This is a genomic window from Amycolatopsis sp. NPDC059021, assembly GCF_042739895.1.
Classification (GTDB): domain Bacteria; phylum Actinomycetota; class Actinomycetes; order Mycobacteriales; family Pseudonocardiaceae; genus Amycolatopsis.
The window spans coordinates 25935-38367 of record NZ_JBHYIQ010000099.1 but is presented as its reverse complement, the minus strand read 5'-3'; the positions used below and the strand labels follow the sequence as shown (position 1 = coordinate 38367).

Below are 12433 nucleotides of genomic sequence, written 5' to 3'. Positions count from 1 at the left end.
ACGACGCTGCTGGCCGCGCTGATCGCGTCGCGAGAGCCCGCAACCCACCTCAGTGGCACCACCAGTCCCTCGCGTGCACTCCTGTCACGCAAGCGAGCCCCGGCGGCGGAACCCGGCCCCGGGTGAGGTACGAAGTCGGGCACACAGCGTCGGTGGGAGGGACCGTGTTCGAGTTCGTGCTGGCTGGTCCGCGGCAGGCCGTGCGCCTCGCGCGGCGGCTGCTCGGCGCCGCGCTGGACGCCGCCGAGGCCGTGCCGCGGATCGCGTCCGCGGTCGAGGACGTCCGCGCCACGCTCAAGCACGTCGAGCGGCTGGCGAGCTACGTCGCGCACGAAGTCCCCGAACTGGTGTATCAGCTGGAGCTGATCCGGGCCCGGGTCGACGAGCTCGACAAGAAAACCGAATCGGCGGTCAGTCCAGGGTCGCCACGAACCGGCTGACCGCCTCCATGGTGAACCGCTGCACGTACTTCCCGGACGGCGCCGCCGAAGCCAGCCGGTAGAGCGGACGGTCGGCGACCGCGTCGCCACGGGCCTCCGCCTTGAGCTCGGCGACCAGCAGTTCGGAGAACACCAGCCCGTTGGCCTCGGTGTTGTTCATCAGCGCGTTGGCGAGCCTGCGCAGCTGCAGCACACCCAGTTCGCGCCCGCCCGCGCCGGAGAACAGCGCGAGATCGACCTTGGCGACCTTGCGGCGCTGCCCCGCGTTGACGAGCAGGCTCACCGTCCTGGTGCCGCGGACGTCGCTGATCACCAGGTCGAGCCGCTCGGCCGTGACCAGGTCGACCCGCCGGATCCCCCACGTCCGCACGAGCAGGACGGTGCCCTCGAGCCAGATACGGCGGCGGAGGTTGTACGCGAGCAGGTACAGCAGCGGGAGCGCGATCACCCCGGCGACGACGAGCCCGGCGACCTGCCCGCCGATGAGCCCCGCGATTCCGCCGAACGCGGCGGCGAAGATCACCACCCCGGCGATGCCCGAGCAGCCGCGACGACGCCGGGACTGCGTTTCCTCGTGGAAGAGCGGAAGCCGTTCCGGCGCGGCGGATTCCCCGCCCTGCTCGCTCATGCGATCGCCTCGCTCCGCGAGACAGTGTTGAATCCCTTTTGGCGCATGATGTCTTCGATTCGCTCGCAAGCTTCGCTCATGCCACACCCATCGCGGTCAGGAACGGATTGGCGGCCCGCTCCTGCCCGATCGTCGTCGCCGGGCCGTGGCCGGGCAGCACCACGGTCTCGTCGGGCAGGGGCAACAGCAAGGTGCGCAACGATTTCTCCAGTTCGGCGCCGGCTCCGCCGGTACGCCCGATCGAGCCGGCGAACAGCGTGTCCCCGGTCAGCACGAGCCTGCCGCCCTCGTCCGCGGCGAGCCCGAGCACCACCGACCCGGCCGTGTGCCCGGGTGCGTGGCCGACCGTGATGTCCAATCCGGCGAGGGTGTGCGTGCCCGGCTCCAGCGGCTCGCTCGCGACGTCGAACGCGGCCGCGTCGGCCGGGTGCAGCAGCAGGGGTATCCCGTGGGTGGCCGAGAGTTCCGCCGCCGAGCCGACGTGGTCGGGGTGGCCGTGCGTCGCGAGCATCGCCACCGGGGTGAGCCGGTGCTCGGCCAGCGCCGCCGCCACCGGTTCGGCGGCCTCCTGGCCCGGGTCGACGAGCACGCAGTCGCCGCCGGCGGCACCGGCGAGCAGGTAGCAGTTCGCCTGCAGCGGGCCGGCCCCGAACCCGACTACGAGCACGAAACGCCTCCTGCTTCCGGCGGCATCCGGGCGACGCCGCTCACGATCGTGATGAGACTAGCCGCCCCTGTACATAGGCCTAACAGGCTGTGCCCATACACTGCCGCTACCCCACCGAGGCGGCTTCGCGCTGTCGAGGCTGCGGGGTGACCCAGACGTGTGACACCGAGCGGAAACCTGGAGGGCCTCCGGTGGCGACCAACCAGCAGCGCCGCGAAGCTGCGAAGCGCAAACTCGAGCGTCAGCTCGTACGCCGTGCGGAGCGGGCGAAGCGCCGGAAGATCGTGGGCGTTGGTGTGGTCGGCGGTGTCGTCCTCATCGTGGCCGGTGCCGTGGTGTGGATCGTGAACAGCAGCGGGAGCAGCAACGACGCGGCGAACCCGCCGTCCAGCTCGGCCGCGCCCACGCCGCCCATCCAGATCCCGACCCAGCGCGCACCGATGCCGAAGCGGCCGACGCCGCTGGCGAACCCGGTCAGCTGTGACTACAAAGCGGACGCCAAGGGCAAGACGCCGAAGAAGGCCGAAGTGCCCGACGGCAAGAACGTGCCCTCGACCGGCACGGTCAACGTGACGCTGAAGAGCACCGCGGGCGACATCCCGGTCAGGCTGGACCGCGACCTCGCCCCGTGCACGGTCAACAGCTTCCTGAGCCTCGCCAAGCAGAACTTCTACACCGACACGATGTGCCACCGGCTCGGCACGAGCGGCCTGCAGATGCTGCAGTGCGGCGACCCCGGCGCCAAGGGCGACCCGCAGACCGACGGCCAGGGCGGGCCGGGCTACACGATCCAGGACGAGAACTTCCCGCAGCTGACCTACGGCCGCGGCATCCTCGCGATGGCCAAGACGCGCGAGCCGAACTCCGGCGGCAGCCAGTTCTTCATGGTGTACGGCGATGCGCAGCTCCAGCCCGACTACACCGTGTTCGGCAGCATCTCCGACGAGGGCCTCAAGGTGCTCGACAAGGTCGCCCGCGCCGGGATCACGCCGGAGTCGCAGGCCAGCAGCCCGGACGGGACCGGCCTCCCCGCCATGCAGGTGAAGTTCACCGGCGTCAGCGTCGCCAACTGAGCCGGGACCGAACGGCACCTTCGCGTGCTTCACCGGAGATCTCGCGTGTCCGGCAGGGCATCCCGCCCGGACACGCGAGATCTCCATCCGATCACACGAGAGCTCCGGCTGACCACGCGAGATCTCCGCAAGCCCTGCTGACACCGCACACACGCTGAGCGACGAACCTGCGACCGTCCGGAAACTCAAGACTGGTTTTCGGCCCCGCACCGGGCAATAGTCGTGTGATGACCTCGGATCCGTTCGGAACGCTGAGCAAGGCACTCTGGATCGGCGGCGCGCAGTGGGCGGGCAAATCGACGGTGGCCCGGCTGCTGGCAGCGCGTTACGGCCTCACCGCGTATCACTACGACTACCACGACGCCCGCGGTCACCTCGATCGCCGTGTCGCGCACCGGGTCCGGCGCCGGGAGACGGCCGCCGACCCGGACCCGGAGGCCGTCTGGGTGAACACCACTCCCGAGCGCATGACCCACGAAACGCTCGCCGGTTTCCCGCAGCGTTTCGAATGGGCGCTGGACGACCTGCGCGCGCTCGACTCCGAGCGCCCCATCATCGCCGAAGGCTGGGGACTGCGGCCCGAACTCGTCGCCCCGCTGCTGGACTCCCCCGCCCGCATGGTGGTCCTGGTGCCGACCGAACTGTTCCGTCAGCACCAGATCCGTCAGCTGCCGCGGGCGGCGGCGCTCGCCACCCGGGTCAGCGATCCTGTGCGCGCGCAACGGAACCGCATCGCGCGGGACCGGCTCGTCGCCGCCGACGTCATCCGTTCGGCGCACAAGCACGACATCCGGGTGATCGAGGTCGACGGCTTCCTCGGCCCCGACGCCGTCACCGACGTCGTGGCCGGGCATTTCGCGCCCTACCTCAAGAACTGACCGCTCATCGGAAAGACTGCGCTCACCGGAAAAGACTGCGTTCACCTGAAAAGAAAGCGCGGGGGCCGCCGGTCCAGGAAGGCCGCGACCCCCTCCGCGTAGTCCTCGCCGTGCAGCGCGCCGAGCCGGATCTCGTCCACCTCGGCGTCGCTTTCCTGTTGTCCCGCAACGATTTTCTCGATGATCCGGTTCATCCCGCGGATCGAGGCCTGCGAGCGCGAGCACAGCGTCCCGGCGAACGCCAGCGTCGAGGTTTCGAGGCCGTCCGCCGGGAAGACGTCGTTGAGCAGTCCGATTTCCCGCGCGCGAGTGGCGTCGATGAGTTCCCCCGACAGCAGGAAGTACTTCGCGTGCGCGGGCCCGACGAGCGAAACCAGCTGACGGGTCGAGTCGAAGTGGTAGACGATCCCGAGCTTCGCCGGGGTGATACCGAACCGGGAACCCTCGGCGGCGAACCGGAAGTCGCAGGCCACCGACACCTGGCAGCCGCCGCCGATGCAGTTGCCCTGGATCATCGCGATCGACGGCTTCCGCATGTTCGTCAGCGCCGCGACCGCGCCCTCGACGGCCTTGTCGTAGGTCGCCGCGCCCTCGGCCGTGGTCCGCAACTCGCCGAACTCGCTGATGTCCGCGCCCGCCGAGAAGTGCTTCCCCGCACCCGCGATGACGAGCACCTTCAGCGCCGGGTCGGCCTCGACCTCGGCGACGACGTCCGGGATCGCCGACCACATGCCGTAGGTGATGGCGTTCATCTTCTCCGGCCGGGCGAACGTCAGCCGTGCGACCTCGCCGTCGCGCGTGAACTCGAAACCGTCGGTCATGGATGCACCCTAACCGGATCATCGCGCGGCATCACCGGCTGTGAGCAATGTCCCCCACGCGCCCGCGGGTCCGGCACGACCACGCGACCACACCCGTCGAGTCCACTTAGGACGCCGACGTCACGCGATAGACGTCGTAGACGCCCTCGACCCCGCGAACGACCTTGAGCACGTGGCCCAGATGCTTCGGGTCGCCCATCTCGAACGAGAACCGGCTCACCGCGACCCTGTCCCGGGACGTGGTGACCGAGGCCGACAGGATGTTGACCTTCTCGTCGGCCAGCACCTTGGTGATGTCCGACAGCAGCCGGTGCCGGTCCAGCGCCTCGACCTGGATCGCCACCAGGAACACCGAGGACGCCGACGGTGCCCACTCGACCTCGACCAGCCGTTCCGGCTGCGCGCGCAGGTCGTCGGCGTTGGTGCAGTCCGTCCGGTGCACGCTGACGCCGCCGCCGCGCGTGACGAAGCCCAGGATCTCGTCGCCCGGCACCGGGGTGCAGCAGCGGGCGAGCTTGGTCCAGATGTCGCTCGCGCCCTTGACCACCACGCCGACGTCGTTCGAGCCGCGGCGGCGGGTGACCGTGGACGGCGTCGCGCGCTCGGCGAGCTCCTCCTCGGCCTCGTCCACTCCGCCGATCAGCGCGACCAGCCGCTGCACGACGTGCTTCGCGCTGGTGTGGCCCTCCCCCACGGCCGCGTACAGCGAGCTGATGTCCGGGTGCCGCAGTTCGGTGGCGACCGAGCCCATCGATTCGGCCGAGACCAGCCGCTGGATCGGCAGCCCGACCTTGCGGACCTCCTTGGTGATGGCCTCCTTGCCCGCCTCGATCGCCTCGTCGCGGCGTTCCTTGGCGAACCACTGCCGGATCTTGGCCCGTGCCTTCGGCGAACCGGCGAACTGCAGCCAGTCCCGGCTGGGGCCGGCGTTCTCCGCCTTGGAGGTGAAGATCTCGACGACTTCGCCGTTTTCGAGCTTGCGCTCCAGCGCGACGAGCCTGCCGTTGACCCGCGCGCCGATGCAGCGGTGGCCGACCTCGGTGTGCACCGCGTAGGCGAAGTCGACCGGCGTCGAATCGACCGGCAGCGTGATGACGTCGCCCTTCGGCGTGAACACGAAGATCTCGCGCGCGGCCAGCTCGTACCGCAGCGATTCGAGGAAGTCGCCGGGGTCGGCGGCCTCCCGCTGCCAGTCGAGGAGCTGGCGCATCCACGCCATCTCGTCGACGTCCATCGCGTTGCCGCTGTGCGTGCCCTTGGTTTCCTTGTAACGCCAGTGCGCGGCGATGCCGTACTCGGCGGTGCGGTGCATCTCGTAGGTGCGGATCTGCACTTCCAGCGGCTTGCCGTCCGGGCCGATCACCGTGGTGTGCAACGACTGGTAGACACCGAACCGCGGCTGCGCGATGTAATCCTTGAAGCGGCCGGGCACCGGCTGCCACAGCGCGTGCACGACACCCATCGCGGCGTAGCAGTCGCGGACGTCCTCGACGAGGATGCGCACGCCCACCAGATCGTGGATGTCGTCGAGGTCGCGGCCGCGGACGATCATCTTCTGGTGGATCGAGTAGTAGTGCTTCGGGCGGCCCTCGACCTTCGCCGTGATCCGCGCGTCGACGAGGTTCTGCGTGACCTCGGTGATCACCGAGCGCAGGTAGATGTCCCGCGACGGGGCCCTGTCGGCGACCAGCCGGACGATCTCGTCGTACTTCTTCGGCTGCAGGATCGCGAAGGCGAGGTCCTCCAGCTCCCACTTCACCGTGGCCATGCCGAGCCGGTGCGCCAGCGGCGCGAGCACTTCCAGCGTCTCGCGGGCCTTGCGGGCCTGCTTCTCCGGGGGCAGGAAGCGCATGGTGCGCATGTTGTGCAGCCGGTCGGCCAGCTTGATGACGAGCACGCGGGGGTCCCGCGCCATGGCGATGACCATCTTGCGGATGGTCTCGGCCTCGGCCGCGGTGCCGAGCTTGACCTTGTCCAGTTTGGTGACGCCGTCGACGAGCTCGCCGACCTTCTCGCCGAAGTCGGCCTTCAAGGCCTCAAGCGAGTACCCGGTGTCCTCGACGGTGTCGTGCAGCAGGGCCGCCACCAGCGTCGTGGTGTCCATGCCGAGCTCGGCCAGGATCGTCGCGACGGCCAGGGGGTGGGTGATGTACGGGTCGCCCGATTTGCGCCGCTGGTCACGGTGCAGTTCCTCCGCGACGTCGTAGGCGTGCTGCAGCTGCGCCAGATCGGCGTTCGGGTGCAGCTCGCGGTGGATGACGGCCAGTGGCTCGAGCACCTGCTTGACCGGCGCCGCCCGCTGCGCGGTGATCCGGCGCGCCAGCCGCGCGCGGACGCGCCGCGTGGCCGAGGGCGTGGGTGCCGCGCCGTTCTGCCGGGGCTGGCCTCCCTGCGCGCCGCGTGGCTCGGTGCCGTCCTTGGTGGACGCGGCCTTGGCTTGCCCGGCCTTGGCCGGCACCCCGGCGTCGAGCTCTTGGCTCACCCGCACCTCCTGCTGCTCGTGCGGCCTGGAAACACCAAGGGTAACCGCTTACGTCGAAAGACTTCGCACGACGCCCACCCAGGGGTCACCGGCGCACCGAGATGTCTCCGGTCAGCAGACTTCGAGGGCGTGGACCTCGCGGCCGGACAGGACGTTCCGCCCGCCCAGCGCGGCGAGCTCGACGACCACCGAGACGCCGCCGACGACCGCCCCCGCGTCCTCCAGCAGTTTGCAGGTCGCGGCCACCGTGCCCCCGGTGGCCAGTACGTCGTCCAGCACGGCCACGCGCTGGCCGGGACGCACGATCCCGGCCGGGAGCTCGACACTCGCGGTGCCGTACTCCAGCGCGTAGTCGACCCGGCCCGCCACGTTCGGCAGTTTGCCGGGCTTGCGGACCAGTGCCACGCCGAGGCCGCGGGCGTACCCGACGGCGGCGGCGAGCAGGAAGCCCCGCGCCTCGACACCGGCCAGCAGGTCGGCGCCGGGATCGACCGTGCCGGCCAGCGCTTCGGTCACCGCCGCGAACGCCGCGGCGTCGGCGAAGAGCGGGCTCAGGTCCCGGAACAGCACACCGGGCTCGGGAAAGTCCGGCACCTCGGCGATCCGGCCGAGCGCCTGGTCCAGCTCCATCCGTCGCGGCCCGCTCAGTGCTTCCACTTGCCCGAGGGCTTACCGGACGGCTTGCCCTTGCGCGGGGTCTGCTTCGGGTGACGTGCGGGGACACTCGCCGCGGCCGCGTACGCCTTCTCCTTGCGCAGCTCGGCTTGGAGCGCGTCCTCGTCGTTCGGGTCGAAGTCGCCCTCCTCCGCCTGCTCGGCGGCCTTGCGCGCCTGGTTCTTCCGGCGTGCCTCGACCCGGGCGGCCTGCTGCCGGTACTTCGGATCCCGCATCTTGAAGTCGACCAGCAGCGGGGTGGCCAGCGCGACCGAGGACAGCACGCCGACGACGGTGCCGGTCAGCTGCACCAGCGCCAGGTCCTGGAGGGTGCCCGAACCGAGCAGGACGTAGCCGACGATGAGCAGGCCGAGGATCGGCAGCATCGCGATGACCGCGGTGTTGATCGACCGCATCAGCGTCTGGTTCAGCGCCAGGTTCGCCGCCTCGCCGTAGGTGCGGCGCGTCAGCCCGAGCAGGCCGCGGGTGTTCTCCCGGACCTTGTCGAACACCACCACCGTGTCATACAGCGAGAAGCCGAGGATGGTCAGCAGGCCGATCACGGTCGCGGGCGTGACCTCGAAGCCGACCAGCGAGTACACCCCGGCCGTCACCACGATGTCGTGCAGCAGCGAGATCAGCGCCGCCGTCGCCATCCGCAGGTCGAAGTAGACCGCCAGGAAGATCGTGACCGCGACGAGGAACACCGCGAGCGCGATCAGCGCCTTCTGCGAGATCTCCCCGCCCCACGACGCGCTCACCGCGCTGTCGCTGATGGCCTGCACGTCGGCCTTGCCGTTGGCGCCGATCGGGGCGAGGTCCTTCGCGATCGCCTCCTTGACCTTGAACACCTGGGCGGCGTCCAGCGTCTCGGAGCGGATCTGGATGGTCGTCGCGTTGCCGGTGCCGACCTTCTGCGTCTCCACCGCCTTGTTCCCGAGCGCGTCGGTGAAGGTCTGCTTGACCTGGTCCTCGTTGATCGCGCCGTGCGTGCCGTGCGCGGGCAGCTGGATCTGCGTCCCGCCCTCGAACTCGATGCCGAAGTTGAAGCCCCGGAACACCATCGACCCGATGCTCACCAGCACCAGCGCGACGAAGAAGATGTACCAGCGCTTGCGGGCGCCGACGACGTCGAAGGCACCGGTGCCGACGTGGAGCCGGTGGAAGATGCTGTCCTTCTTGGCGGGCGCGGGCTTGGCAGCCTCGGCGTCCGTGCCCAGCTCGTCAACGCCCACGTCAGGCCTCCTTCACGTGCGCGCGGCCGACGCGAGCCGGCTTGCGCTGCGAACCCAGCTGCTGCACGGCCCCGAGGCCGAGGTGCTTCGGGTCGGACAGGAACTTCGATTTCGACGTCGACACCATCGCCACCAGCGGATGCGTGACCAGGTAGACCACCACCAGGTCGAGCACCGTGGACATACCGAGGGTGAACGCGAAGCCCTTCACGTCGCCGACCGCGATGATGTACAGGATCGCCGCCGCCAGGAAGCTCACGCCGTCGGAAGCCAGGATCGTGCGCCGCGCGCGGACCCAGCCTCGTGGCACGGCGGACCGGAACGTTCTGCCTTCGCGGATCTCGTCCTTCAATCGTTCGAAGTAGATGACGAACGAGTCCGCGGTGATACCGATGGCGATGATCAGGCCGGCGACGCCCGCGAGGTCGAGGGTGTACCCGATCCAGCGGCCCAGCAGCACCAGTACCGCGTAGACCAGCAACCCGGAGAGGCCGAGCGAAAGGATCGTCAGGATGCCGAGCAGCCGGTAGTAGAACAGGCAGTAGACGAACACCACCAGCAGGCCGATGCCGCCCGCGATCAGGCCTGCCTGCAGCGAGGCGAGGCCGAGCGTGGCGGACACGGTCGTCGCGTCCGAGGAGGCGAACGACAGCGGCAGCGAGCCGTACTTGAGGATGTCCGACAGCTGCTTCGCCTCGGTCTGGCTGAACTTGCCGGTGATCTGGGTGTTGCCGTCGAGGATCGCGACCTGGATGGTCGGCGCCGACACGACGTTGGTGTCGAGGACGAACGCCGCCTGCTGGTTGGTGTTCTTCGAGGTGAAGTCCGCCCAGACCTTGGTGCCCGCGCTCTTGAAGCTCAGGTCCACCACCCACTGGCCGCGTTCGCGGTTGTAGTTCGAGGAGGCGTTCGAGATCTCGGTGCCGGGCAGGAACTCCGGCTCCAGCAGGTACTTGTTCGTGTCCTTGTCGCCACAGGCGACCAGCGGCAGCTTGGGATCGTCGTTGCCGATCAGCGGGTCCTTCGCGTTCGGCGTGCAGTTCAGCGCCGCGAACGCCTTCTCCGCGGCGGCCTTCTGCGCCGCCTGCGCGGCCGGGTCGCTCGGGTTGGCCGGGACCAGCGCCGGGTTCTGCCGGATCGCCTTGGCCTCCTGGATCTCCTTCGCGGCCTGCGCGTCGACCGAGCCGTCAGGCGGCTGCTGCGCCGGGGCCGCGCCGGGAGCGCCGCCACCGCCGGGCTTGGTGCTCGGGGCACCGCTCGAAGCGGGCGGCGGGGTCGCGTTCGAGGAGGGCGCGCCCGTCGCCGGGGGCTGTCCGGGCTGCGAAGCGGGCGGCTGGCCCGGCTGCTGCTGGGGCTGCGGCGCCACCGGCTGGGACGTGACGACCTTGCGGAAGCCCAGTTTCGCCGTCCGGCCCAGGTTCTTCGCCTCGTCGCCCTGCGAGCCGGGGACCGTGATGACGACGTTGTTGCCGTCGAGGAGCACCTCGGTCCCGCCGACGCCGATCCCGTTGACCCGGCTCTCGATGATCTGCCGGGCCTGGTTGAGGGACTCCTTCGTCGGCGTGCTGCCGTCGGGCGTCCGCGCGGTGAGCGTGACCCGGGTGCCGCCCTGCAGGTCGATGCCGAGCTTCGGCGTCGGCTTGCCGCCACCGGTGAAGAACACCAGGGCGTACAACACCACGACGATCAGGGCGAACAAGGCGAGATAGCGTCCCGGGCGGAGATGCCCGGCCGATGCTGCCACTGTGCTTCGGTCTCCTCGGACTGGGTGTTCCCCATCGGTTTTCGGTCAAGGCGGCGTTTATCCGACCGCGAGCGTGACCATGACGACACGCACGCAGCACCGAGACCTTACTCGGTGCTGCGTGAGCCTGGCGTTGACCCACACACCGACTTTCGTCGGGACGTGGGCGGCCGGGGGAAGCTACTTCTTCCCGTGCTCCAGCGGGGGCGCCACCTGCGCGGTCGACGTCGCCTCGACGGGCTCGTCCTTGGCCTCTTCCTTGACCTCGGCCTTCACGTCCGCCTCGACAGGGGCCTCCGCGACCTCGGTCTCGGTGGTGGTGTCGTCCTCGACGGTCGGCTGGACCTTCTCGCGCACCGCGAGCCGCAGCCAGGTGGTGACGACGCCGGGAGCGATCTCGATGTCGATCGTGGTGTCGCCGCTCGCGTCGGCCACGGTCCCGTACAGGCCCGAGGTGGTCATCACCCGGTCGCCGGGGCCCAGGCTGTCCTGGAGCTCCTTCTGCGCCGCGGCCTGCTTCTTCTGCTTGCGCGTGCCCATGATGAGGGGCACCGCGACGACAAGCATCAGCAGCAACGGCAGCAGTAACTGGTTCATGACTCTCCATTCGGCGGACGCCGCATGTTCGCCGATACGTCCGATTTGGCGGGATGTGCTCTTGTTCGAGTGTGCCAGGTGCCGGCGAGAACGCCAGCACCCACCGTCTGTAGGTACCCGGTTCGACGCCTCGTCAGTCCTGGTCGAACAGGGTCGGGCCGCCCTGTTCGGGCCGTCCGGGGTCAGCGGGCGGCACCAGGCCGAGGTGTTCCCACGCGGCCGGGGTAGCGACCCGGCCACGGGGCGTCCGGGCGAGCATACCGGCGCGCACGAGATAGGGCTCACACACCTCTTCCACGGTGGTCGCCTCCTCACCGACCGCGACCGCGAGGGTCGAAATCCCGACCGGCCCGCCGCCGAACGAACGCGTCAGCGCCGACAGCACGGCCCGGTCCAGCCGGTCCAGCCCCAGCTCGTCGACGTCGTAGACGGCGAGCGCCGCGCGCGCCACCTCACGGGTGGCTTCGCCGTCCGCTCGTACCTCAGCGTAGTCGCGGACACGGCGAAGCAGCCGGTTCGCGATGCGGGGCGTGCCCCGCGAACGCCGGGCGATCTCGGCCGAGGCGTCCCGGTCGATGGGGATGTCCAGGATCGTCGCGGCCCGGCGCACCACCAGCTCCAGCTCGCTGTCGGAGTAGAACTCCATCTGCCCGGTGAAGCCGAAGCGGTCGCGCAGCGGCCCGGTGAGCGAGCCGGACCGGGTGGTCGCGCCGACCAGCGTGAACGGCGCGATCTCCAGCGGGATGCTGGTGGCGCCGGGTCCCTTGCCGACGACGACGTCGACGCGGAAGTCCTCCATCGCCAGGTACAGCATCTCTTCGGCGGGCCGGGCGATGCGGTGGATCTCGTCGATGAACAGCACGTCGCCGGGCGCGAGGTTGGACAGCATCGCGGCGAGGTCGCCCGCGCGTTCCAGCGCCGGGCCGGAGGTGATCCGGATGGCGGCGCCGAGTTCGGCCGCGACGATCATGGCCATGCTCGTCTTGCCGAGGCCGGGCGGACCGGACAGCAGCACGTGATCCGGCGGGACACCGCGCCGCCTGGCGCTCTCCAGCACGAGTTCCAGCTGTTCCCGCACCCGCGGCTGGCCGACGAACTCCTCCAGCTTGCGCGGGCGCAGCGTCGACTCGACGTCCCGCTCCCCCGTCTGCGGCAGCGCGGACAACGTCTCGTCGTCCGGCTCGTACTCCGTCACCGCGTCGTACTCCACCGGG

12 protein-coding genes are annotated in these 12433 nt (G+C 70.0%); 3 read left to right on the top strand and 9 right to left on the bottom strand.

Annotated features, from left to right (window positions below):
- Window positions 1-164 precede the first annotated feature (164 nt).
- The gene (locus ACFWX1_RS38785) at window positions 165-440 is read left to right on the top strand and encodes a hypothetical protein (protein WP_378394835.1); all 276 of its coding nucleotides are present in this window, start codon (window positions 165-167) and stop codon (window positions 438-440) included.
- Here ACFWX1_RS38785 and ACFWX1_RS38780 read toward each other — a convergent pair.
- Window positions 412-1068: a hypothetical protein gene (locus ACFWX1_RS38780; protein ID WP_378394834.1), complete on the bottom strand. Its 657-nt coding sequence runs from the start codon at window positions 1066-1068 to the stop codon at window positions 412-414. The two genes, ACFWX1_RS38785 and ACFWX1_RS38780, sit on opposite strands and share 29 nt — an antisense overlap.
- Window positions 1069-1144: 76 nt before the next feature.
- Window positions 1145-1735, bottom strand: coding sequence for an MBL fold metallo-hydrolase (locus ACFWX1_RS38775; RefSeq protein ID WP_378394833.1), 591 nt, complete (start codon window positions 1733-1735; stop codon window positions 1145-1147).
- 191 nt (window positions 1736-1926) lie between these two features.
- On the opposite strand from ACFWX1_RS38775, the gene ACFWX1_RS38770 reads away from it, so the two are divergent.
- Both ACFWX1_RS38770 and ACFWX1_RS38765 read left to right on the top strand, forming a co-directional pair.
- A complete protein-coding gene (locus ACFWX1_RS38770; RefSeq protein ID WP_378394832.1) occupies window positions 1927-2808 on the top strand; it encodes a peptidylprolyl isomerase in 882 nt (293 codons plus the stop codon).
- Between the two features lie 227 nt (window positions 2809-3035).
- Window positions 3036-3686 (top strand): hypothetical protein, encoded by a 651-nt coding sequence (locus ACFWX1_RS38765; RefSeq protein ID WP_378394830.1) that lies wholly within the window; start codon window positions 3036-3038, stop codon window positions 3684-3686.
- Window positions 3687-3727: 41 nt separating this feature from the next.
- Here ACFWX1_RS38765 and ACFWX1_RS38760 read toward each other — a convergent pair whose 3' ends face one another.
- The 7 genes from ACFWX1_RS38760 to ruvB all read right to left on the bottom strand — a co-directional run bounded on the left by ACFWX1_RS38760 (window position 3728) and on the right by ruvB (window position 12429).
- On the bottom strand, window positions 3728-4507 hold the full coding sequence (locus tag ACFWX1_RS38760; protein WP_378394829.1) for an enoyl-CoA hydratase-related protein: 780 nt from the start codon (window positions 4505-4507) through the stop codon (window positions 3728-3730).
- A 106-nt stretch (window positions 4508-4613) separates the two neighbouring features.
- Entirely contained in the window at window positions 4614-6989 is a 2376-nt protein-coding gene (locus tag ACFWX1_RS38755) for a RelA/SpoT family protein (protein WP_378394828.1), read from the bottom strand.
- 111 nt (window positions 6990-7100) lie between these two features.
- Window positions 7101-7619, bottom strand: a complete 519-nt coding sequence (locus tag ACFWX1_RS38750) for an adenine phosphoribosyltransferase (protein ID WP_378394837.1) — start codon at window positions 7617-7619, stop codon at window positions 7101-7103.
- A 14-nt stretch (window positions 7620-7633) separates the two neighbouring features.
- Window positions 7634-8878 (bottom strand): protein translocase subunit SecF, encoded by a 1245-nt coding sequence (gene secF / locus ACFWX1_RS38745; protein WP_378394826.1) that lies wholly within the window; start codon window positions 8876-8878, stop codon window positions 7634-7636.
- Between the two features lies 1 nt (window position 8879).
- Complete coding sequence (gene secD / locus ACFWX1_RS38740) at window positions 8880-10622, bottom strand: protein translocase subunit SecD (protein ID WP_378394825.1); 1743 nt, start codon at window positions 10620-10622, stop codon at window positions 8880-8882.
- A 180-nt stretch (window positions 10623-10802) separates the two neighbouring features.
- Window positions 10803-11219 carry a preprotein translocase subunit YajC gene (gene yajC / locus ACFWX1_RS38735; RefSeq protein WP_378394824.1) on the bottom strand — a complete coding sequence of 139 codons (417 nt, stop codon included), beginning with the start codon at window positions 11217-11219 and terminating at the stop codon, window positions 10803-10805.
- A gap of 133 nt (window positions 11220-11352) precedes the next feature.
- Window positions 11353-12429, bottom strand: coding sequence for a Holliday junction branch migration DNA helicase RuvB (ruvB, locus tag ACFWX1_RS38730; protein WP_378394823.1), 1077 nt, complete (start codon window positions 12427-12429; stop codon window positions 11353-11355).
- Between the last annotated feature and the right edge of the window lie 4 nt (window positions 12430-12433).

Bases quoted from the DNA above. Each gene is read 5' to 3' on its own strand.
- ACFWX1_RS38780 (WP_378394834.1), bottom strand. From the start codon at position 1,068: ATGAGCGAGCAGGGCGGGGAATCCGCCGCGCCGGAACGGCTTCCGCTC.
- ACFWX1_RS38760 (WP_378394829.1), bottom strand. From the start codon at position 4,507: ATGACCGACGGTTTCGAGTTCACGCGCGACGGCGAGGTCGCACGGCTG.
- ACFWX1_RS38750 (WP_378394837.1), bottom strand. From the start codon at position 7,619: ATGGAGCTGGACCAGGCGCTCGGCCGGATCGCCGAGGTGCCGGACTTT.
- yajC (WP_378394824.1), bottom strand. From the start codon at position 11,219: ATGAACCAGTTACTGCTGCCGTTGCTGCTGATGCTTGTCGTCGCGGTG.
- ACFWX1_RS38765 (WP_378394830.1), top strand. From the start codon at position 3,036: ATGACCTCGGATCCGTTCGGAACGCTGAGCAAGGCACTCTGGATCGGC.